Consider the following 19,665-nt stretch of genomic DNA (forward strand, 5'->3'; position numbering starts at 1 on the left):
CGTCCTCACGGTCCACCGTCAGGTCATCGGCGAACCCCCGGTCACCGGTCGCGTCGGGCACGTACTTCACACAGACAACGATCCTCAAGCTCACGCCGGCTCTCCTACTGCATCGTGAATTCTGGGCTGCCTCGGTCGGTCGCAGCATAGGCGCCCCAGGAGGCGGTTTCCCGGTCAGGGCGACCGGCACACCGAGCGAAATATTACTCGCCAGTACACCTTTCACGTGCCCGGTGAGCAAGCGCTTGGAACTGTGATGTGGCCAACGCGGCGGGCCCGGAGAAAGGCGGCCGCGGGCGGGGCGGGACCAGGCCGGAAAGAGACGGCTGCGGCGGGGCCGGAGCAGGCCGGCTCCATGGGGCGCGTCTTCTGAACGCCCTCGTTCGGACGGAGGCCGGGCCGGGCGACGTCCGGTGCGTACGCCCGCAAGGCGGAGGATCGTCCTCGTACTGGATGTACGAGGACGATCCGGCGACGCCGCGAGCGTGCGGGCCGGACGTCGCCCGGCAGAAAACACTTCGAAGACGCGCCCCGGGGGTCCCGGCGTCGGGAACGGCCCCGCGACAGCACCTCGGGTCAGTCCCGCAGCGCGGTGAAGCGGCCCTCGTGGTAGACGAGCGGACGGCCCCCGCCCTCGGGGTCTCCGACCTCGACCTGGGCGATGACGATGCAGTGGTCGCCCGCGGGAACCCGGGCCACCACGCGGCAGACCAGCCACGCCAGCACCCCGCCGAGCACCGGCACACCCTCCGGCCCGTGGTGCCAGTCGGTGTCCGGGCCGAAGCGGTCCGCCCCGGAGCGGGCGAAGGTGGCGGCCAGTTCGGCCTGGTCCTCGGCGAGTATGTGCACGCCTATGTGCGCGGCATCGGCGACCACGGGCCAGCTGGAGGACGTGGTGGACACGCCGAACGAGATGAGCGGCGGCTCGGCGGCGACGGAGTTGAGTGAGGTGGCGGTGAATCCGACGGGCTTCCCACCGGAGGCGGTGATCACGGCGACCCCGGCGGCGTGCTGCCGGAAGACGGAGCGCAGCAGCTGGGGGGAGGCGGGCACGGCGGTGCGGAGCTCGGGCGAAACCGTCATGGAATTGGCCTTCTGCGAGTCGGGTGTACGGGGCCGTAGGTGCTCAGGCACCCGGACAGCGCGCACTCGCGTTGCGTGCCAGGTCGACGTGGACCCGGCCGTAGAGAAGGATTTCCGGTGGCATAACGTCAGACTGACGATGGGCGACCGCTACCGTCAAGTGTGTATCGCCATGTGGGAGCGGGGTCACGGCCCGTCACATCGCCTGACCGAGTGCGGCGACGACGTCGACGGTGCGTGGCTGCCCGGCCGCGCGGCGGACGACCGCGCCGTCGGCGTCGAGGACGAGGACGGTCGGCGTGCTGCGGATGCCGAGCCGGCGGACGAGCGCGAGACGGGCCTCTGCGTCGATCTCGACGTGGGCGACACCTTCGACCATGCCCGCGACCTCGGCGAGCGTGCGGCGCGTGGCGCGGCAGGGCTGACAGAAGGCGGTGGAGAACTGCACCAGTGTCGCCCGTTCGCCGAGCTCCGCGCCGAGTTGGGACGCGTCCAGCCTCTGTGCTCCCGTGGTCCTGTCCACCGTCGTCCTTCCGTCGGATTCCTCGCAGGAGGTCAGCGCCGGGGGACGGCGGCGCATTCCCGGCAGGGGCACGTGATGAGAATCTCGCCGCCCGGCCCCATCGGGACTGGCCACCGCGTCGCACATGGGGCACCATCGCCACAATGCCGAAAACCTACGGCCGCGTAACTTCCGCCGGGAGAACCCCCCAGGCGCAGAAGAAGGAGTCTTCTCCAGATGGCAGAACTCGTCTATCGACCGGTCATCGGCGCCGCTCGCACCATGTTCAAGGCGCTGGACCTGAAGATCGACACTCAGGGTTCGGAGAACATCCCGAGAACCGGTGGCGCGGTGCTGGTCAGCAACCACATCAGTTATCTCGACTTCATCTTCTCCGGCCTCGCCGCCCTTCCGCAGAAGCGCCTCGTCCGGTTCATGGCCAAGGAGTCGGTGTTCCGGCACAAGGTGTCCGGTCCGCTGATGCGCGGGATGAAGCACATCCCGGTCGACCGGAAGCAGGGTGAGGACGCCTACGCGCACGCGCTGGCCTCGCTGCGGTCCGGCGAGATCGTCGGGGTGTTCCCCGAGGCGACCATCTCCTCGTCCTTCACCCTGAAGAGCTTCAAGTCGGGTGCTGCCCGGCTGGCCCAGGAGGCGGGGGTCCCGCTGATCCCGATGGCACTGTGGGGCACCCAGCGGATCTGGACCAAGGGGCACCCGCGCAACTTCCGGCGGAACCACATCCCGGTGACCATAAGGGTCGGCGCCCCGGTCGAGGCCCCCGTGGACCAGTACGCGGGGGCCATCACCCGGCGGCTGCGCGAGCGGGTCCAGGAGCTCCTGGAAGCGGCACAGCGCGCCTATCCGGTGCGGCCGAAGGACGCGGGCGACACCTGGTGGGTGCCCGCCCATCTGGGCGGTACGGCTCCGACGGCGGCGGAGGTCCGCGAGCGCGGCTGATCCGTGCGACCGGCCCGCGCGGGTGGACTCGCGCGGGCCCGCACGGGTCCGCTCGTCAGAGTGCGCGCGGCAGCGTCTCCCACAGCTCGTGGCGGTCGCGCGCCCGGCGGAGCACCTCCAGCACCTCGGGGTGGGGGCTCGCGTGCAGGACCGGGTAGTCCACTCCCCCGAAGGCCGGGTGCACCGGCCACGCCAGCCGCTCGCGGTCGAGGGAGAACCGCGCGTCGACGCCGGGCTTGTTGCCGCGCGGGTCGATCCGCGACCAGTGGCCCCGGCCCGGAAGCCGCAGGGCGACGAGCCCGTGCACCCCGGGGACGCCGCCCTCCTCGTCCACGAGCCTCTGGTAGCAGAGCGCGGCGGGAATGTCCGCGACGCGCAGCAGAGCGGCCAGGGCGTGGGATTTGGCGTAGCAGATGCCGTTCCGGGTGGCCAGGACGTCGGAGGCGCGCCAGGCGACCCGGAGGTCCCCCGAGTCCGCGGAGTGCGGGATGGTGTCGCGGACGAAGGTGAACGCGGCCTCGGCGTATGTGTATGCGTCGCTGGTCTCGGCTCCGAGGCGCTGCGCGGTCTCGCGCACGTACGGATGGTGGTGGTCGATCGCCTCGTCCGCCGCGAGATAGGCGTTGAGGTCCGGGTTTTCCTGGATCATTTCCATACCCGCCGACCATAGAAGCGCGGCCGACCGGGAGCAAATACTTTTCCGGTCGGCCGCATTTTCATGCACGTGGTGCCACGGATTCAGCTCTTCAGCTCTTCGGCGAGTGCCTGGACGAAGGCGTCCACGTCGCTCTCGCGCGTGTCGAAGGCGCACATCCAGCGGACGTCCCCCGCCGCCTCGTCCCAGAAGTAGAAGCGGAAGCGCTTCTGGAGCCGCTCGGCGACGTCGTGCGGCAGCCGGGCGAAGACGCCGTTGGACTGCACGGGGTAGAGGACCTCCACGCCGTCCAGGGCACGGACGCCCTCGGCGAGGCGCTGGGCCATCGCGTTGGCGTGCCGGGCGTTGCGCAGCCAGAGGTCGCCCGCGAACAGGGCTTCCAGCTGCACGGAGACGAAGCGCATCTTGGAGGCGAGCTGCATCGACGTCTTGCGCAGGTGCTTCATCGCGCGGACCGCGTCGGGGTTGAGCACCACGACGGCCTCGCCGAAGACCGCGCCGTTCTTGGTGCCGCCGAGGGAGACCACGTCGACGCCCGCGTCGGTGGTGAAGGCGCGCATCGGCAGGTCCAGGGAGGCCGCCGCGTTGGCGATCCTGGAGCCGTCGAGGTGGACCTTCATGCCGAGTCCGTGGGCGTGGTCGCAGATCTCGCGGATTTCCTCGGGGGTGTACAGGGTGCCGAGCTCGGTGCTCTGGGTGATCGAGACCACCTGGGGCATCGCGCGGTGCTCGTCGTCGAAGCCGTACGCCTGGCGGTCGATGAGCGCGGGCGTCAGCTTGCCGTCCGGGGCCGGGACGGTGAGCAGCTTCAGCCCTCCCACGCGTTCCGGGGCCCCGCCCTCGTCCATGTTGATGTGCGCGGACTCGGCGCAGATCACCGCGCCCCAGCGGTCCGCCAGGGCCTGGAGGGACACCACGTTGGCCCCGGTTCCGTTGAAGACCGGGTAGGCCTCGGCGGCCTCACCGAAGTGGCCGCGTACGACGTCCTGGAGGTGTTCCGTGTACGCGTCCCCGCCGTAGGCGACCTGGTGGCCGTCGTTGGCGAGGGTGAGGGCGGCCAGGATCTCCGGGTGGGTACCGGCGTAGTTGTCACTGGCGAAGCCGCGTATCTCCGGGTCGTGATGACGACGCGCGTCGGTCGTTACGGTTGCGGAGTCAGCCACAGGCGCTTTCCGTTCACATCGGGGGCGGGACGCTCCCAGACGCCGGCGATGGCCTCGGCCAGTTCCGTCACGTCGGTGAATCCCGCGAATTTCGCAGTCGGGCGCTCGGCGCGCATCGCGTCGTGCACCAGTGCCTTCACGATCAGGATCGCAGCAGCGGTCCTGGGCCCTTCCTCGCCCCCCGCCTTGCGGAAGGCGTCGGCGAGGGCGAGGGTCCACGCCTCGGCGGCGGCCTTCGCCGCCGCGTACGCCGCGTTTCCCGCAGTGGGCCGGGTGGCACCGGAGGCGCTGATCAGGACGTAACGGCCCCGGTCACTGCGCTGCAGGCCCGCCTGGAAGGCGAGGGAGGTGGACTGCACGGTGCGGATGAGCAGCTTCTCCAGCGCGTCCCAGTCGGAGAGATTGGTGTCGGCGAAGTTCGCGCTGCCTCGCCAGCCGCCGACGAGGTGGACCAGGCCGTCGATCCGGCCGAACTCCGTCTCCGTCTTGTCCGCCCACTCGCGGGCGGCGTCCGGGTCGAGCAGGTCGACGGTCTCCCCGGTGACGGCGGCCCCGCCGTGCGCGTACCGCGCGGCGTCCACCGCCTCGGCGAGACGCTCCGGGTGGGCGTCGGCACCGACGACGGTCGCACCGGCCTCGGCGAGGCGGAGCAGCGTGGCCCGGCCCGCCGGACCGGCCGCGCCGGCCACCGCGATCACGGCTCCTTCGAGTGCGCCGGTTCCGTTACGGACACCGTTCATGGCCACCGCCTCCTTGGGACCCTCGCTCACGCGGCCACCTGCTCGGCGCTCGCCGCGGTGATCCCCACCGTGGACGCGATCACGTGCTTCAGCTTCTTGGAGAGCGCCTCATAGAACATGCTCAGGGGAAACTCGTCCGGAAGCACGTCGTCCACGAGTTTGCGCGGCGGAAGTGTCAGGTCCAGCGCGTCGGGACCCTTGGCCCAGCGCGAGCCGGGGTGCGGGGCGAGATACTCCGCGACCAGGTCGTACGCGGCGAACCAGTGGACGAGCTTGGGACGGTCGATGCCGTCGCGGTAGAGCTTCTCGATCTCGCCGCAGAGCTGGTTGGTGATCTGCGGGGCACGGTCCCAGTCGATCTTCAGGGTGTTGTCCGTCCAGCGGACCACGTCGTGCTTGTGGAGGTAGGCGAAGAGCAGCTGGCCACCGAGGCCGTCGTAGTTGCGCACCCGCTCGCCGGTGACGGGGAAGCGGAACATGCGGTCGAACAGCACGGCGTACTGGACGTCGCGGCCCTGCGGGAAGCCGTCGGCCTCCAGCTTCACGGCCTCCTTGAAGGCGGTGAGGTCGCAGCGCAGCTCCTCCAGTCCGTACATCCAGAACGGCTGGCGCTGCTTGATCATGAAGGGGTCGAACGGCAGGTCGCCGTGGCTGTGGGTGCGGTCGTGGACCATGTCCCACAGTACGAAGGCCTGCTCGCAGCGCCGCTGGTCGCCGACCATCTCCTGGATGTCCGCCGGCAGCTCCAGGCCGAGCAGGTCGACCGCGGCCTCGGTGACCCGGCGGAAGCGTGCGGCCTCGCGGTCGCAGAAGATGCCGCCCCAGCTGAAGCGCTCGGGGGCCTCGCGCACGGCGATGGTCTCCGGGAAGAGCACCGCGGAGTTGGTGTCGTACCCGGAGGTGAAGTCCTCGAAGGTAATGCCGCAGAACAGCGGGTTGTCGTAGCGGGTCGCCTCCAGGTCGGCGAGCCACTCGGGCCAGACCATGCGGAGCACGACCGCTTCGAGATTGCGGTCGGGGTTGCCGTTCTGCGTGTACATCGCGAAGACGACGAGGTGCTGGAGGCCGTCCGCCCGGTTCCTGGCCGGCTGGAAGGCGAGCAGGGAGTCCAGGAAGTCCGGCACTCCGAAGCCGCCCTCGGCCCAGCGGCGCAGGTCGCCGACGAGGGCGCGGTGATAGGCGGCGTCGTGCGGCAGCAGCGGGGAGAGCTCCTCCACCGCGCCGACGATCCGGTCGAGGACGGCGCCGGCGACGGCGGCCGTGGGGGCGCCGTCGGACTCGAAGTCGATCGAGCCGTCCTTGGACTGCCAGGGCCTGATCTCCTCCACGGCGTTCCTGAGCACGGGCCACGCAGCGTGGTCGACCACCCGCTCGGCAGCGACCACGCCGCTGCCGGGGGCGTCGTGTACCAGAATTTCCGTCATAACCGTTTCCTCCACAGGGCCTCGCGTTCGGCGAGCGTATCCGGGCACGGTTCCCCAGGACAAGTGAGATCCAATAAATTATCCTGCCCGACCCCCATGGTCACCGCCGATTTTCCTGCGACTACTCAGAACCACGTTACTTCCGTCACTCGTGTCGTGCCGTGTCGAAGGCTGGGTAGATACGCCCCCGGCAGCCGGGGCGGAGCGAGGAACACGCGCCGGGCCACGTGAGGAATCAGGAGAGTGCCTTGTCCTTCGTCACCATCGGTCATCGCGGGCTCATGGGCGTCGAGCCGGAGAACACGCTGCGGTCCTTCGTCAGGGCGGAGCGGGCGGGGGTGGACGCCGTCGAGCTGGACCTGCATCTGAGCAAGGACGGCGCGCTCGTGGTGATGCACGACGCGGAAGTGGACCGCACGACCGACGGCACGGGCCGGATCGCGGACAAGACGCTGGCCGAGCTGCGGGAGCTGGACGCCGGGCAGGGCGAGCGGGTGCCCCTCTTCGAGGAGGTGCTCGACGCGGTGGGCTCGCCGGTCCAGGCGGAGATCAAGGGCGTCGCGGCGGCCCGGGCGCTGGCCGAGGTGATCACCCGGCGGGGTCTGACGGGCCGGGTGGAGGTGTCGTCCTTCCACGACGAGGCGGTCGCGGAGATCGCAGGGCTGCTGCCGGGCGTGCCGACCGTGCTGATCGCGAGCCGCTGGGGCCCGGACGTGGTGGACCGCGCGCGGGCGGCGGGGGCGGCCACGCTCGCGCTCAACATCCGGCGGCTGACGCTGGAGACCGTGGAGCAGGCGCGCACGGCCGGGCTGCGGGTCATCGCCTGGGTGGTGAACACCCCCGAACAGCTCGCTCTGGTGCGGGCGTTCGGGCTCGACGGCGCGACGACCGACCGTCCGGAGATCATCGGAGCCTGAGCGTCACCGGGTGGGCGGAGAAACGTGGAGGGACCCGCCGTACAGCGGGTCCCTCCACTCGTGCGGGAGCGGAATCAGCGCTCACCCGGGCCGTGTCCGACCCACCGCCCGCCCGACGAGAATGGTCAGACAGGGCTTCAGCGGAGCACCTTGACCAGCAGCTCGAACTCCAGGTCGTCGCGGAGCGGGACGCCGAAGCGCTCGTCGCCGTACGGGAAGGGGCTCATCCGGCCCGTACGGCCGTACCCGCGGCGCTCGTAGAAGGCGATCAGCTCGGCGCGCACGGAGATCACCGTCATCTGCATCTCGGTGGCACCCCACTCCTCGCGGGCCACCCGCTCCGCCTCGGCGATGACGGTCTTGCCCAGTCCGGCGCCCTGATGGCCCGGCCGGACCGAGAACATGCCGAAGTAGGCCGCGTCGCCCCGGTGTTCGAGCTGGCAGCACGCGACAATCGCACCGTCCCGCTCGGCCACGAGCAGGCGTCCACCGGGGGTCGCGATGATCCCGCGCACCTCTTCGTCGTTGGTCCGCCGGCCTTCGAGGATGTGCGACTCGGTGGTCCAGCCCGTGCGGCTGGACTCTCCCCGGTAGGCGGACTCGACCAGCTCCACGAGCGCCGGCACGTCGTCCTCGGCCGCGTCGCGGAAGGTGAGCCGGTGCGTGACGCGCGGCGGGGCGATCTCCATGGAACGGTCTCCGTTTCTCCGCCCTGCACGACAGGCCCTCGGGCCCGCCCGCCGGGCGGTGCTCTGCTTCGGCGCCGGACCTCTGCTCCGGCGCCGCGCACGAGGGTAACCCGACCGCCGGAGCCCACCACGAACCCGGTCACTCCCCCTTGTGCACCCCACGCGCCACTGTGCGCCGGGTTGTCGCGGCGGCCCGCCGGGAATCGAGTACGGGACAGCTTTGGCACACCGGAGGGGGAGGTGCGCTGTGCACGGACCGGCGCTGTCCGGCTGGCTGCTCATGGTGCTGTGCACGGCGACGGGCGCCTACTGCCTGCTGCGGGCGCGCGCCGGAACCGGGGAGGAGCGGCGAGTCGCTCACGCCGAGGCGCTCATGGGGTTCGGCATGGCCGCGATGGCCGTTCCGGCCGCTCTGCTCACGCCCCCGGAGTGGGCGTGGGCGGCGTACGCCGTGCTGTTCGGCGCGGCCGCGCTGCGGTCGGCCTGGTCGGCACGCCGGGGCGGGCACCATCTCCACCATCTGGTCGGCTCCCTGGCGATGGTCTACATGGCCGTGTCCATGGCCCCCGCCACGGCGCCCGGAGCCGGTGGCGGCCCGCACGCCGGACACGCCGGCGCCGGAGCGGGTCTGCCCCTGCTCACCGGGGCGCTCCTCGTCTACTACGCGCTCTACGTGCTGGGGGCCGCCGGGCACCTGATACCCGTCGCCACCGGTGCCGGTACGGGTACGGCCGCGGTGACCGGGAGCTGGCGTGCCCGGCCCGAACTGGCGCTCGCCTGCCGGGTGACGATGGGCCTGGCCATGCTCGCGATGCTGGCGGGCCTCTGACGCGACGGCCGGGCGAGGCTCTCCGGCGCCGCGCCCGAGTCCCGCGCCGTGCGCTCCCATGCGTCCGTGCGCCGTGGCGTACGTCACTTGACCGCCGGAGCCGTATCGGCGCCCCCCGCGCGCTCATAGGCTGACCGCATGTTGGTCTCCCTCGCCCTGCTGTCGCTCGGCGCACTGACCGCCGTGCTGGCTCCCCGCCTGATGGCGAGGGCCCGGTGGCCGGAGCGCGAGCCCGTGGTGGCGCTGTGGGTCTGGCAGTGCGTGGTCGCGGGAGTGCTGGTCTCCTTCGCCCTGTCGATGACGTTCAGCGCGGCGGCGGCGTGGCAGGCGGTCCGGGGCCATGTCTTCGCGCCTGCCCCGCACACGGTGGTCGAGGCGTACGCGCTGGCCGGGTACGGCCCCTGGTCGGCGGTGGTGGCCGTGGTGCTGGCCGCCGCAGGCGCGTGGAGCGGCGCGATGCTGCTGCGCGAGGTGCGCCGCGCGCGCCTCCGCCGGCGTCTGCGCCGCACCGAACTCCTCGTGCGGTCACCGCTGTTGGACGGCGAGGAGCCGGGCGACGAGCGGCTGGTCATCCTGGAGGGCCGACGCCCGGACGCCTGGTGGCTGCCCGGACCGGCCCCGCGGCTCGTCATCACCACCGCGGCACTGGGGCGCCTGAAGGGCCGTCAGCTGGACGCGGTCCTCGCCCATGAGCAGGGGCACGCCCGGGCCCGGCACGACTGGCTGCTGCACTGCTCGGCGGCGTTGGCCAACGGCTTCCCGCAGGTACCGGTCTTCGCCGCGTTCCGCGACGAGATGCACCGGCTGGTCGAACTGGCCGCCGACGACATGGCCTCCCGGCGCTTCGGCCGGCTGACGACCGCCCTCGCGCTGGTCGGACTCAACGAGGACCGGGGCGTGTTCGACCCGTGCCGCGCCCACGACGGACAGGTGCCGCGGCGTGTCAACAGGCTGCTGGAGCCGGGGGAGCGGCTCACCGCCGGGCACCGGCTCCGGCTCACCGCCGCGGCCTCGCTGGTGCCGGTCGTTCCGCTGCTGGTGGCGTTCGTACCGGCGATCGGCACGCTGCGACCGTAGGCCGTGTCCTGCCACCCCCTCGGGCGGCCGGTGCCCGCTGATCCCGGGCGCGTGGCGGATACGACGGACACGGCCTGGAGACACCGGGCGGCCCCGGCCGGAACCCGCCGTTCCGTGCGGGGCCGCGTCCACCGGAAAACGGGCGGGTTCGACGAGGATCTGCGCATGTCCTCTCCCGCCTCTCCCCCAGCGCGGCCCTCCGGACCGGCGAAGGTCACGCGTGCCGTGCGGACCGGGGCGGTCTGCGGCGCGCTCGCCCTCGTCCTGTTGGTGATGGTGGCCACGGCATGGCCGCCGCTGACGACGCTGGACCACGCCGTCGCCGAAAACCTCCACCGCCGTGCCGTGGCCGGGCCCGGGGAGGTCCGGGTCGCCCGGGTGCTGACGGACTGGGTGTGGGATCCGTGGACCGCGCGCGCCCTGATCGCGGTCGCCGTGGTGACGCTGTGGTGGCGCGGGGCCCGGCTGCTCGCGGCGTGGATCGCGGCGACCATGCTGTTCTCGGCCCTCCTCCAGCAGGGCGTCAAGGCGGCCGTGGGCCGGGACCGCCCGCACTGGCAGGATCCGGTTGATTCCGCGCAGTACGCGGCGTTCCCCTCGGGCCACGCGATGTCGGCGACGGTGGCGGGCGGCCTGCTGCTGTGGCTGCTCTGGCGGGCGCGGCCGGCTCCCCCGGTCCGTGGCGCGGCGGTCCCGGTGGCCTGCGTCGCCCTGGCCTGCGTCGCCCTGGCGGTGGTCTCGGTGGTGGGTGTCTCCTTCACCCGGGTCTACCTGGGGGTGCACTGGCTCTCGGACGTGGTGGCCGGGGTGCTGCTCGGGATGAGCGTGGTGGCGTTCTCGGTCGCGGGTCACGCGGTGGTCAGCGCCCGGGCGGGCGGCGGGCGGGACCGGTCGGGGAGCCGCCGGGACCGGTGGAGCGGCGGCCGGGACCGGGCGGGGAATTTGTCACACCGATCCTGAGGGCGACAGGATCAGCCCCATGACGATCAAGGGCGTGCTCTTCGACTTCTCCGGGACCCTCTTCCGCATCGAGTCGGTCTCCTCCTGGCTCCGCGCGGTCTTCGACGAGCAGGGCACGGAGACCGACGAGGAGAGCTTCGACCGGTACGTGCGCGAGCTGACGGAGGCCGGAGCGCTGCCGGGCGGGCCGAGCCCCGTGCGCGTACCGGCCGCGCTGGCCGAGGCGTACGCGGCGCGCGACGAGAGTGCCGAGCTGCACCGCGCCGCGTACTCGGGGCTCGCGCGCGAGGTCGAGCTGCCGGGTGAGGGGACGCACGACGCCCTCTACGCGCGCCACATGTCGCCGGACGCCTGGCTCCCCTACCCGGACGCCGCCGAGGTACTGCGTGGTCTGCGGGCGAACGGCACGGCGGTCGGGGTGGTCAGCAACATCGGCTGGGACCTGCGCCCGGTCTTCCGGGCCCACGGGCTGGACGAGTTCGTGGACACGTACGTCCTCTCCTTCGAGCACGGCGTGCAGAAGCCGGACGTGCGGCTCTTCCGTACCGCCTGCGAGCGCCTCTCCCTGCGTCCCGAGGCCGTGGTGATGGTCGGTGACGACCGTCACGCCGACGGCGGCGCCGCCGCACTGGGGTGCGGGGTGCGCTTCGTGGACCATCTGCCGGTGACCGAGCGGCCGGACGGGCTGCGGCGCCTGGGGCTGGTGGCCCAGGCGGGCGGCGAGGCGGTGTGAGGTGCGTCGGGTGTGAGATGTCCCGCCCGCTCGGCGACCGGATCGCCGGATTCTGCCCCGTAGCCTGGTGGACATGTCCCGTCCTCCCACTCCGTCCCGTTCCGTCCGTCCCGCCGCGGTGATCAACCAGGAGATCCGCGATCTGCTGCAGCGCTCGGACGGCCTCGTGCTGTCCGCGTCGGACGAGGCGACGTACCAGGGGCTGCTGGTCGAGTGGGCGGCCGCCACGGGGACGAGCGCTCGGCGGACGGCGGCCTGAGCCACCGTCCGGGCCCGGGCGCACCCACGTCGCACCCGCGCCGGGCCCGGCCGTACCCGCGTCGGGCCTGCTGCGATGATTCCGGGATGAACGACCGGCCCGCTTTCCGCACCCTGCGCCTCCCCGGCGCCCAGGTCTCCGCCGCGCACGGCCTCACCGCTCTCCTCACCGCCTACCATCTGCGCACGGAGGAGGAGAAGGGCCTGGGTGTCACGCGTCCGGAGGACCTTCCCGAGCGGTACCTCTCCGAGATCCGATCGCCGGACACCGCGTTCGCCGGTGACCTCGTCCTGCTGGCCGTCGACGACGAGACCGCCGTGGGGTGCGCGATCCTGACCGCCCCCGACGACGAGGGGCGCGCGGAGATCAAGCGGCTGTGGGTCGGCCCCGCCTTCCGCGGCGGTGGCGTGGCGTCCTGTCTGCTCCGGGAGGCGCTCGCGGCGGCCGAAGGGAACGGTGTCCGCACCGTGCGTCTCTCCGTCTGGAACTGGCGGGCCGGCGCGATCGCGCTGTACGTACGCCACGGCTTCACCGCCGTCGAGTCCTGGGAGGACCGGCGTGAACTCGTCTGCATGGAGCACCGCCCGGGCTCCGGAAGCTGATCCGACTCCGGCGATCCCCTGCGCCGCCGGAATCAGCGGTGCCGGCGTCTCCCCGCCACCGCTCACCGGCCACCGTTTCACTCCGTCCCCGCCACGTGCCGGGCGACGCGGGGCGGTCCGCCGGGTCCGGACCCGGCGGACCGCGTGATGCTGTTTCTGCTGCGCGCCGCCGATGTGTCGGTGGGTCAGCGGGCGAAGTAGTCGGGCTGCGTCTGGACGTTCAGCTCGTCGAGCCGGACCCGCTTCGCGGGGTCGGTCCGGCGGTCGTGCAGGGCGAGGACGTCCAGGCCCTTCGCGATGTCGTTGGAGTAGATGTAGCCGTTGTAGTAGTACGCCGACCAGGGGCCGGCCGTGGTGACGGCGTCGAGGTTGACGGGGCCGCGCTCGAAGTAGGCGATCTCCTTGGGCTTGCCGGAGTCGGTGAAGTCCCAGACGGAGATGCCGCCCTGGTACCAGGCCTGGACCATCAGGTCCCGGCCCTTGACGGGGATGATCGAGCCGTTGTGGGCGACGCAGACCTCGACGTCGGCCTGGTAGCGGCCGATCTTGAAGTAGCTGCGGAAGACCAGCTTGCGGTGGTCGCCCTTGCCGACGATGTCGTAGATGCCGTCGGCGCCCCGGTTCGGTCCGGTCTCCTCGTTGCAGGTGGCCGCGCCGCCGCCGCCGAGCTCGTCGGTGAAGACGACCTTGTCGGCGTCCTGGTTGAAGGTGGCCGAGTGCCAGAACGCGAAGTTCACGTTGTCCTGCACCCGGTCGATGATCTTCGGGTTGGCCGGGTCCTTGATGGAGAAGAGCAGGCCGTCACCCATGCAGGCGCCCGCCGCGAGGTCCTTGGAAGGCAGCACGGTGATGTCGTGGCAGCCGGTGGTCTTGGAGACACCGGGGTTCGCCGGGGCCCCCGGGTTGCCGCCGTCCGGGAAGAGCACCGGGAAGTTCACGATCCGGGCCTGCTCGGGCGCCTTGCGCGGCACCTTGATGACGGAGATCCCGTCGTGCGGCGGCTGGCAGTCCGGGAACGCCTCGTTGGGCGAGTACGAGGACACGTACACGTACACGTCGTTGCGCTTCGGCACGATGGTGTGGGTGTGCGAGCCGCAGGCCGTCTCGACGGAGGCGACGTACTCCGGGTGGCGCTTGTCGCTGATGTCGAAGACCTTGATGCCCTCCCAGGAGGACTTCTCGGTGGCCGGCTGGGTGGTACTGGCACAGGAGTTGTCGCTGCGCGAGGAGTCGGTGGAGAGGAAGAGCAGGTCACCGGAGACCGAGATGTCGTTCTGCGATCCGGGGCAGAGCACCTGGGCGACGGTCTTCGGCTTCTTCGGGTTGCTGATGTCGAAGATGCGGAAGCCGTCGAAGTTGCCGGCGAAGGCGTACTTCCCCTGGAAGGCCAGGTCCGTGTTGATGCCCTGCAGCGCGTCCTTCGGCACGTTGACGAGGTGCTCGATGTTGTCGCTGTGGACGATCTCGTCGACGCCGGGTATGTCGCCGCTCGCGATGGCCGCCTCCGCCTGCGCGCGGGTGTCCGACGAGACCGTAGCGGCCGCACTCGTGGTGGTGTTCCCGGGTTCGGGCGACGCGACGGCGCTGGTGGCTGTCAACAGTGTCGCGAGGAGCCCGGCCGCGGCTGCTGCCACGCCCAGCCGTCTCCGTCGCACGCTGGTGGTGTGCAACAAGGTCACTTCTTCCTCCCTTGATGCCGTTCGGGGTCGAACGGTTCTCGGTCCTCGGAAGTATGGCTTCTTCCATGTACACATCAACAGCAGGCAACAGAGACGTAATGAAAGTTTCTGATCAACGTGGCGCGGAAGCATGCTAGTTGTTGGTCACCAACACTCCCTTTGGCAACGGAGGCCACCGTGCTGTTCGACCGACGGACGTTCCGCCCGCGTGCGGCGGTCCTTGCCGTGTCCTTGATCGCCGCCGTGTCCGTACTCGCCCTCTCCTCGTGCGACGCGGACGAGGACACGTCGTCCCGGAAGACCACGGGTCAGAGCGTTGTCGCCCCCGGGAAACCCGGCGAGAAGGCCAGAACCCTCACGGCGGACGAAGCGCGGAAGGAGGCGGTCACCGACACCCCGAACTCCGCCGACTTCCAGTACGTGCAGAGGATGATCCACCATCATCAACAGGCTCTCGTGATGACGGATCTGGCCGCGCAGCACGCCACCTCGCCCTCGGTGCGCCGGCTCGCGGAGCGTATCTCGGCCGGGCAGAAGCCGGAGATCGAGGCCATGCGAGGTTGGCTGAAAGACAACGACGGCGAAGAGCGTGCGGCACACGATCACGCCGTGATGCCCGGCATGGCGACCGAGGCGCAGCTGGCGCGGCTGAAGGCCGCACGGGGCAAGGCGTTCGACCAGCTCTTCCTCACCCTGATGATCGCCCACCACCAGGGGGCCATCACGATGGCCACAGCGGCGCTCACCGACGGCAACAACGTGCGGGTGGAGGAGATGGCCACCGACGTCGCCGCACAGCAGGCCGCGGAGATCGACCGGATGCGGGCGCTGCAGGTCTGACCCGCCACCGGAACCGGTCCGCGCGCCCGTCCTTCAGGCCGTGCGCTCGACCGGTCGGTCAGACTCCGGGAAGCCGTGCCGCTTCCTCGTCGGCCGCCCGCAGGACGCTGTCGAGCAGGCCGGGGAAGAGCTTCTCCAGGTCCTCGCCGCGCAGTTCGTTCAGCTTCGCGGTACCCCGGTAGATCTGGTGGATGACCCCGCTCTCCCGCAGCACGCGGAAGTGGTGCGTCAAGGTGGACTTGGCGACCGGGAGTTCGAAGTACGAGCAGACCAGCCCGGTCGAGGCGACGGCCATCTGCCGGACGATGCGGAGCCGTATCGGATCGGACAGCGCGTGCAGCACGTGCTCCAGCCGGATCTCGTCCAGCGCGGGATGGGCGAGCACGCGGGCACCGCCGGCCGCCGCCAGGCGTCCCCGGGTGAGGGACGCGGCGGGGACGGTGTCGCTGGCGGGGGTCACGGTGGGCTCCACTTCGTCCGAAGGTCTCCATGGTACGAAAGCCGCGTGGGCGGCCATGCGGTACGGGTCATCGCGCGGTGGCCACCACGAGCCGGGCCCGCGGGCTGCCGTCCGGGCGCGTCCCCAGGTCCGCGAGGGGGCTCAGGCGCACCGAGAATCCGGTCGCCGCGAGGTCCGTGAGCACGTCGGGCAGCCGGAACGTGCGGTAGTACATGACGAAGCGCGGGCGCCACAGGGCGTTGCGCACGCGCATCGCCGCGTCGAACCCGAGGAGCGTCCAGTACGCGCGCGAGCCGACGGCGGGCGGGGCGCCCACCGGGAAGACGAACCGTCCGCCGGGCCGGAGCGAGGCGTGCACCTGGGCGAAGAGCTCGGGGCGCTCGCGCGGCAGGAAGTGGCCGAAAGCGCCGAGGCTCAACGCGAGGTCGAAGGCCGGCGCGAAGGGCAAAGCCCTGGCGTCGGCCCGTACCCAGTCGACCACGGGCCCGGGCGGGGCGACCGGATCCTCCGCCCCTCCGTCCGGATCCTCCGCCCCTCCGCCCGGGGCCTCTGGCCCTCCGCCGGTGCCCGCCACCGCATCCAGCAGCGAGGACCGGCCGACGGCGAGCATGCCCGCGCTGAAGTCGACGCCGGTGACCCGTTCGTGGCACACCTGGCGCAGCACGCCGATGCCCGCGCCGGTGCCGCAGCAGACGTCCAGCCCGCGGGCGAACGGCCCGAGCGGCCGGAGCGCCCCGGTCACGGCGTCGAGGACGCGGTCCGGGGTGCGGTACGGCGAGTGGTCGAATTTCGGGGCGAGCAGGTCGTACCCGCGCTCGGTCGAGGAGAGCGCCTGGACGGCGAGTTCGCGGAAGGTGGGGCCCTGTGTGGTAGGCATCGCGGCCAGCCTACCGAGGAGCCCGCCTCTCCCCCGGTCCGCACACCTCCGAGAAGATGCGGACCGGGGTTATCCGCGTACGGGCCGGACCGGAGTCAGACCGAGCGGCCGTACTGGTTCGGGACGCGGACCTCGCCGCCCAGTTCGCGCGCCGCGCTGCGGGCGAAGTAGGGGTCGCGCAGCAGTTCCCGGCCGATGAGGACGGCGTCGGCCCGCCCGTCGGTGACGATCTTCTCGGCCTGCACCGGCTCGGTGATGAGGCCGACCGCGGCGACCGGCAGGCCGGTCTCGGTCCGCACGCGCTCGGCGAAGGGGACCTGGTAGTCGGGGCCCACGGGGATCTCCGCACGGGGCGCGTTGCCGCCGGTGGAGACGTCGAGCAGGTCGACGCCGTGCGCCTTGAGGTCGTGTGCGAAGCGGACCGTGTCGTCGCCGGTCCAGCCCTCGCGCGGGTCGTCCGTGTTCTCGGTGAGCCAGTCCGTCGCGGAGATGCGGAAGAAGAGCGGCAGCTCCTCGGGCCACACCTCCCGTACGGCGTCGACGACTTCGAGCGCGAAGCGGGTGCGGTTCTCGAAGGAGCCGCCGTAGGCGTCGGTACGGTGGTTGCTGTGCGGGGAGAGGAACTCCCCGATCAGGTAGCCGTGGGCGCCGTGGATCTCGACGACCTGGAAGCCCGCGGCGAGCGCGCGCCGGGCGGCGTCGGCGAACTGCTGGACCACATCCTTGATCTGATCGACCGTCAACTCGGCCGGGACGGGGCTTCCTTCGTCGAACGCCAGCGGGCTGGGCCCGAGCGGCCGCCAGCCGCCGTCCGCCTCGGACAGCGCGCCGCCACCGAGCCAGGGCGCCTCGGTGGACCCCTTGCGACCTGCGTGACCGAGCTGGATTCCGGAGATGGTCCCCTGGGCTGCCAGGAAGGAGGTGATCTTCCGGAACGCTTCCACCTGTCGGTCGTTCCAGATGCCGAGGTCGGCGGGGCTGATGCGGCCCTCGGGGCTGACCCCGGTCGCCTCCACCAGGATGAGCCCGGTGCCGCCGACCGCCCGGGACGCGTAGTGCGCGAAGTGCCAGTCGTTGGGCACGCCGGCGTCGGGGCCGGTCGGTGCCGCGCTGTACTGGCACATCGGCGGCATCCAGACGCGGTTGGGCACGGTCACCGACCGCAGGACGTAGGGCTCGAAAAGGGCGCTCACGCCGGACTCCGTTTCGCAGGAACGACCGCGCCGCCGGGCGGAGGGCACCGACGACGTTAGTACGAGATCCACCGTACTACGACGATCGCCGAACTAAGGAAGGGGCCTTACGGCGTTCATACAGCCGTTCGCGCAGGGAAGCCTGCAGCCGTTCGCGCAGGAGCACGCCTTGACCCGCAGCCCTCGGCCGTCAGCCTTCCGCCCGCAGCCCTCCGCCCTCTACCCGCAGCCCTCACCCTTCCGCCCGCAGCCGTCGCCGCAGGGTGATCGGCGTCTCGGCGTCGTAGACCTGCGTCCAGCTCCGGCCGCCGGAGCCGGACATCCAGGTGACATGGACGCTCGCCCCGTCGACCCTGGCGCTCTCCACGGTCATCACGCGAGGGCCGTCCCGCACGTCGCCCCGGAGCAGCTCGTCCGCCCGTACGGTGACGGGGCCGGCCGGACTGGAGCGCTCCACCAGGTCTGCCGCGGCAAGGAGTGCCGCCGCCAGTTCCCGGGCCGCCACCGGGGTGCACCCGAGGTCCAGACGCCGGTCCGGAGTCACGATCCTCAGCCCGACCCGGAGCGGATCTCCCGGGGTGCCGGGCTCCACCTCCCAGGCAGCCGTACGCCCCTCGGCGTCCTCGAACCCGCTGCTCATCCTGGTGCTCCGCTCCCGCTCCGGGGCCGCGCGATCTGTGTACCGGGCCCGCCCCGGCATTCCAGCACATCCGCCGCATCCGCCCCATCGGTACGTCCGGGCCGGCGCGCGGCGGAGCCTGGCGCCCCGCTCCCCCGCCGGTCCGCTCCCCCATCGGCCCGCTCCCCCACCGGCCCGGCCGCCGCCCGGCCGTCCGCGTGCGGGTGCAAACTGGCGGATATCCGGTAACCACGATGTTTCGGGAGGTTCGGTCATGACCGACGTTCTGCTCACGGTGGGCACGCGCAAAGGTCTCTTCATCGGACGCAGGCACCATGGCACTTGGGAGTTCGGCGCCCCTCATTTCAACGCGCAGGCCATCTATTCGATCGCGATCGACACCCGCGGCCCGGCGCCACGGCTGCTGGTGGGCGGGGACAGCTCGCACTGGGGGCCGTCCGTCTTCCACTCGGACGACCTCGGTGCGACCTGGGTGGAGCCCACCCGGCCCGCGGTGAAGTTCCCGCAGTTCACCGGAGCGTCCTTGGAGCGCGTCTGGCAGTTGCAGCCGGCCGGGCCCGAGGCACCGGACGTGGTCTACGCGGGGACCGAGCCCGCCGCACTGTTCCGCTCGGAGGACCGGGGCGAGTCCTTCGAGCTGGTCCGGGCGCTCTGGGAGCACCCGACGCGTTCGCGCTGGGTGCCGGGCGGCGGGGGCGAGGGGTTGCACACCATCCTCACCGACCGGCGCGACCCCCGGGCCGTCACCGTCGCCGTCTCCACGGCCGGTGTGTTCCGGACAAGTGACGGCGGCGAGAACTGGGAACCTGCGAACAAGGGGGTGTCCGCATCCCATCTGCCCGACCCGGAACCGGAGTTCGGCCAGTGCGTCCACAAGGTCACCCGTGACGCGGCCGATCCCGACCGTCTCTATCTGCAGAACCACTGGGGCGTGTTCCGCAGCGACGACGGGGGTGACCGGTGGACGGACATCGGGACGGACCTGCCGTCCGACTTCGGCTTCGCGGCGGTGGCGCATCCCCGCCGGGGCGGGACCGCCTACATCTTCCCGATCAACGCCGACATCGACCGGGTGCCCGCGCAGCACCGCTGCCGCGTGTTCCGCACCACCGACGCGGGCGCGAGCTGGGAGCCGCTGTCGCAGGGGCTGCCGGAGGGCGACCACTACGGAACGGTGCTGCGCGACGCGCTCTGCACGGACGGCGCCGACCCTGCGGGCATCTACTTCGGCAACCGCAACGGCGAGGTGTTCGCCAGCGCGGACGACGGCGACAGCTGGACGCAGCTCGCCGCACATCTGCCGGACGTGCTCTGCGTCCGGGCCACGACCCTGGCGACGTGACGCCGCGGCGCGTACCGGCTGCCGACACCGCCGGGCAGCAC

22 protein-coding genes and 1 pseudogene are annotated in these 19,665 nt (G+C 71.7%); 10 read left to right on the plus strand and 13 right to left on the minus strand.

The features are described from left to right. The 3 genes and pseudogenes from ACWCWD_RS16160 to ACWCWD_RS16170 form a co-directional block, all read right to left on the minus strand. A pseudogene (locus tag ACWCWD_RS16160) lies at positions 1 to 94 on the minus strand (electron transfer flavoprotein subunit beta); the annotation flags it as partial. Positions 95 to 576: 482 nt separating this feature from the next. After that, entirely contained in the window at positions 577 to 1,083 is a 507-nt protein-coding gene (locus ACWCWD_RS16165) for a flavin reductase family protein (protein ID WP_450773418.1), read from the minus strand. A 196-nt stretch (positions 1,084 to 1,279) separates the two neighbouring features. Next, entirely contained in the window at positions 1,280 to 1,606 is a 327-nt protein-coding gene (locus ACWCWD_RS16170; RefSeq protein WP_450773419.1) for a TlpA family protein disulfide reductase, read from the minus strand. A gap of 216 nt (positions 1,607 to 1,822) precedes the next feature. Between ACWCWD_RS16170 and ACWCWD_RS16175 the strand changes: the two genes are divergently transcribed. Further along, on the plus strand, positions 1,823 to 2,545 hold the full coding sequence (locus ACWCWD_RS16175; protein WP_450773421.1) for a lysophospholipid acyltransferase family protein: 723 nt from the start codon (positions 1,823 to 1,825) through the stop codon (positions 2,543 to 2,545). A gap of 55 nt (positions 2,546 to 2,600) precedes the next feature. Here the strand turns inward: ACWCWD_RS16175 and ACWCWD_RS16180 are convergent, their stop codons facing one another. The 4 genes from ACWCWD_RS16180 to ACWCWD_RS16195 all read right to left on the minus strand — a co-directional run bounded on the left by ACWCWD_RS16180 (position 2,601) and on the right by ACWCWD_RS16195 (position 6,527). Then, positions 2,601 to 3,200: a transglutaminase-like domain-containing protein gene (locus ACWCWD_RS16180; RefSeq protein WP_450773422.1), complete on the minus strand. Its 600-nt coding sequence runs from the start codon at positions 3,198 to 3,200 to the stop codon at positions 2,601 to 2,603. A gap of 83 nt (positions 3,201 to 3,283) precedes the next feature. Further along, the gene (locus ACWCWD_RS16185; protein WP_450773423.1) at positions 3,284 to 4,363 is read right to left on the minus strand and encodes a threonine aldolase family protein; all 1,080 of its coding nucleotides are present in this window, start codon (positions 4,361 to 4,363) and stop codon (positions 3,284 to 3,286) included. Next, the gene (locus ACWCWD_RS16190) at positions 4,342 to 5,103 is read right to left on the minus strand and encodes an SDR family NAD(P)-dependent oxidoreductase (protein WP_450773622.1); all 762 of its coding nucleotides are present in this window, start codon (positions 5,101 to 5,103) and stop codon (positions 4,342 to 4,344) included. Before ACWCWD_RS16190 ends, ACWCWD_RS16185 begins: the two co-directional genes overlap by 22 nt. A 26-nt stretch (positions 5,104 to 5,129) precedes the next feature. Further along, positions 5,130 to 6,527: a DUF6421 family protein gene (locus ACWCWD_RS16195; RefSeq protein ID WP_450773425.1), complete on the minus strand. Its 1,398-nt coding sequence runs from the start codon at positions 6,525 to 6,527 to the stop codon at positions 5,130 to 5,132. Between the two features lie 248 nt (positions 6,528 to 6,775). On the opposite strand from ACWCWD_RS16195, the gene ACWCWD_RS16200 reads away from it, so the two are divergent. Continuing rightward, complete coding sequence (locus ACWCWD_RS16200) at positions 6,776 to 7,444, plus strand: glycerophosphodiester phosphodiesterase (RefSeq protein WP_450773427.1); 669 nt, start codon at positions 6,776 to 6,778, stop codon at positions 7,442 to 7,444. Between the two features lie 137 nt (positions 7,445 to 7,581). Here ACWCWD_RS16200 and ACWCWD_RS16205 read toward each other — a convergent pair whose 3' ends face one another. Continuing rightward, entirely contained in the window at positions 7,582 to 8,133 is a 552-nt protein-coding gene (locus tag ACWCWD_RS16205; RefSeq protein ID WP_450773429.1) for a GNAT family N-acetyltransferase, read from the minus strand. Positions 8,134 to 8,380: 247 nt separating this feature from the next. On the opposite strand from ACWCWD_RS16205, the gene ACWCWD_RS16210 reads away from it, so the two are divergent. From ACWCWD_RS16210 to ACWCWD_RS16235, 6 genes are all read left to right on the plus strand, one after another. Then, positions 8,381 to 8,962: a DUF5134 domain-containing protein gene (locus ACWCWD_RS16210; protein ID WP_450773431.1), complete on the plus strand. Its 582-nt coding sequence runs from the start codon at positions 8,381 to 8,383 to the stop codon at positions 8,960 to 8,962. 138 nt (positions 8,963 to 9,100) lie between these two features. Then, complete coding sequence (locus ACWCWD_RS16215; protein WP_450773433.1) at positions 9,101 to 10,039, plus strand: M56 family metallopeptidase; 939 nt, start codon at positions 9,101 to 9,103, stop codon at positions 10,037 to 10,039. 165 nt (positions 10,040 to 10,204) lie between these two features. Further along, complete coding sequence (locus ACWCWD_RS16220) at positions 10,205 to 10,999, plus strand: phosphatase PAP2 family protein (RefSeq protein WP_450773435.1); 795 nt, start codon at positions 10,205 to 10,207, stop codon at positions 10,997 to 10,999. A gap of 19 nt (positions 11,000 to 11,018) precedes the next feature. Further along, entirely contained in the window at positions 11,019 to 11,732 is a 714-nt protein-coding gene (locus ACWCWD_RS16225; RefSeq protein WP_450773436.1) for an HAD family hydrolase, read from the plus strand. A gap of 73 nt (positions 11,733 to 11,805) precedes the next feature. Further along, positions 11,806 to 11,991: a hypothetical protein gene (locus tag ACWCWD_RS16230; RefSeq protein WP_450773437.1), complete on the plus strand. Its 186-nt coding sequence runs from the start codon at positions 11,806 to 11,808 to the stop codon at positions 11,989 to 11,991. Between the two features lie 86 nt (positions 11,992 to 12,077). Beyond that, the gene (locus ACWCWD_RS16235; protein ID WP_450773438.1) at positions 12,078 to 12,593 is read left to right on the plus strand and encodes a GNAT family N-acetyltransferase; all 516 of its coding nucleotides are present in this window, start codon (positions 12,078 to 12,080) and stop codon (positions 12,591 to 12,593) included. A 185-nt stretch (positions 12,594 to 12,778) separates the two neighbouring features. On the opposite strand, the gene ACWCWD_RS16240 is transcribed toward ACWCWD_RS16235, so the two are convergent. After that, on the minus strand, positions 12,779 to 14,272 hold the full coding sequence (locus ACWCWD_RS16240; RefSeq protein ID WP_450773439.1) for an LVIVD repeat-containing protein: 1,494 nt from the start codon (positions 14,270 to 14,272) through the stop codon (positions 12,779 to 12,781). A gap of 177 nt (positions 14,273 to 14,449) precedes the next feature. On the opposite strand from ACWCWD_RS16240, the gene ACWCWD_RS16245 reads away from it, so the two are divergent. Next, a complete protein-coding gene (locus tag ACWCWD_RS16245) occupies positions 14,450 to 15,112 on the plus strand; it encodes a DUF305 domain-containing protein (RefSeq protein WP_450773441.1) in 663 nt (220 codons plus the stop codon). A gap of 58 nt (positions 15,113 to 15,170) precedes the next feature. Here ACWCWD_RS16245 and ACWCWD_RS16250 read toward each other — a convergent pair whose 3' ends face one another. The 4 genes from ACWCWD_RS16250 to ACWCWD_RS16265 all read right to left on the minus strand — a co-directional run bounded on the left by ACWCWD_RS16250 (position 15,171) and on the right by ACWCWD_RS16265 (position 18,282). Continuing rightward, a complete protein-coding gene (locus ACWCWD_RS16250; protein WP_450773442.1) occupies positions 15,171 to 15,572 on the minus strand; it encodes an ArsR/SmtB family transcription factor in 402 nt (133 codons plus the stop codon). 67 nt (positions 15,573 to 15,639) lie between these two features. Then, on the minus strand, positions 15,640 to 16,449 hold the full coding sequence (locus ACWCWD_RS16255) for a class I SAM-dependent methyltransferase (protein WP_450773444.1): 810 nt from the start codon (positions 16,447 to 16,449) through the stop codon (positions 15,640 to 15,642). Between the two features lie 95 nt (positions 16,450 to 16,544). After that, a complete protein-coding gene (locus ACWCWD_RS16260) occupies positions 16,545 to 17,642 on the minus strand; it encodes an NADH:flavin oxidoreductase/NADH oxidase (protein ID WP_450773446.1) in 1,098 nt (365 codons plus the stop codon). Positions 17,643 to 17,874: 232 nt separating this feature from the next. After that, the gene (locus ACWCWD_RS16265) at positions 17,875 to 18,282 is read right to left on the minus strand and encodes a hypothetical protein (protein WP_450773448.1); all 408 of its coding nucleotides are present in this window, start codon (positions 18,280 to 18,282) and stop codon (positions 17,875 to 17,877) included. Between the two features lie 253 nt (positions 18,283 to 18,535). Between ACWCWD_RS16265 and ACWCWD_RS16270 the strand changes: the two genes are divergently transcribed. Then, positions 18,536 to 19,624, plus strand: coding sequence for a WD40/YVTN/BNR-like repeat-containing protein (locus ACWCWD_RS16270; RefSeq protein ID WP_450773449.1), 1,089 nt, complete (start codon positions 18,536 to 18,538; stop codon positions 19,622 to 19,624). Positions 19,625 to 19,665 lie beyond the last annotated feature (41 nt).

This window comes from Streptomyces sp. NPDC001493 (genome assembly GCF_053597235.1).

What these genes read in the sequence shown, in the direction of transcription:
- ACWCWD_RS16165 (WP_450773418.1), bottom strand. Translation starts at nt 1,083, where the DNA reads ATGACGGTTTCGCCCGAGCTCCGCACCGCCGTGCCCGCCTCCCCCCAG.
- ACWCWD_RS16175 (WP_450773421.1), top strand. Translation starts at nt 1,823, where the DNA reads ATGGCAGAACTCGTCTATCGACCGGTCATCGGCGCCGCTCGCACCATG.
- ACWCWD_RS16180 (WP_450773422.1), bottom strand. Translation starts at nt 3,200, where the DNA reads ATGGAAATGATCCAGGAAAACCCGGACCTCAACGCCTATCTCGCGGCG.
- ACWCWD_RS16190 (WP_450773622.1), bottom strand. Translation starts at nt 5,103, where the DNA reads ATGAACGGTGTCCGTAACGGAACCGGCGCACTCGAAGGAGCCGTGATC.
- ACWCWD_RS16195 (WP_450773425.1), bottom strand. Translation starts at nt 6,527, where the DNA reads ATGACGGAAATTCTGGTACACGACGCCCCCGGCAGCGGCGTGGTCGCT.
- ACWCWD_RS16205 (WP_450773429.1), bottom strand. Translation starts at nt 8,133, where the DNA reads ATGGAGATCGCCCCGCCGCGCGTCACGCACCGGCTCACCTTCCGCGAC.
- ACWCWD_RS16215 (WP_450773433.1), top strand. Translation starts at nt 9,101, where the DNA reads ATGTTGGTCTCCCTCGCCCTGCTGTCGCTCGGCGCACTGACCGCCGTG.
- ACWCWD_RS16220 (WP_450773435.1), top strand. Translation starts at nt 10,205, where the DNA reads ATGTCCTCTCCCGCCTCTCCCCCAGCGCGGCCCTCCGGACCGGCGAAG.
- ACWCWD_RS16225 (WP_450773436.1), top strand. Translation starts at nt 11,019, where the DNA reads ATGACGATCAAGGGCGTGCTCTTCGACTTCTCCGGGACCCTCTTCCGC.
- ACWCWD_RS16230 (WP_450773437.1), top strand. Translation starts at nt 11,806, where the DNA reads ATGTCCCGTCCTCCCACTCCGTCCCGTTCCGTCCGTCCCGCCGCGGTG.
- ACWCWD_RS16235 (WP_450773438.1), top strand. Translation starts at nt 12,078, where the DNA reads ATGAACGACCGGCCCGCTTTCCGCACCCTGCGCCTCCCCGGCGCCCAG.
- ACWCWD_RS16255 (WP_450773444.1), bottom strand. Translation starts at nt 16,449, where the DNA reads ATGCCTACCACACAGGGCCCCACCTTCCGCGAACTCGCCGTCCAGGCG.
- ACWCWD_RS16265 (WP_450773448.1), bottom strand. Translation starts at nt 18,282, where the DNA reads ATGAGCAGCGGGTTCGAGGACGCCGAGGGGCGTACGGCTGCCTGGGAG.
- ACWCWD_RS16270 (WP_450773449.1), top strand. Translation starts at nt 18,536, where the DNA reads ATGACCGACGTTCTGCTCACGGTGGGCACGCGCAAAGGTCTCTTCATC.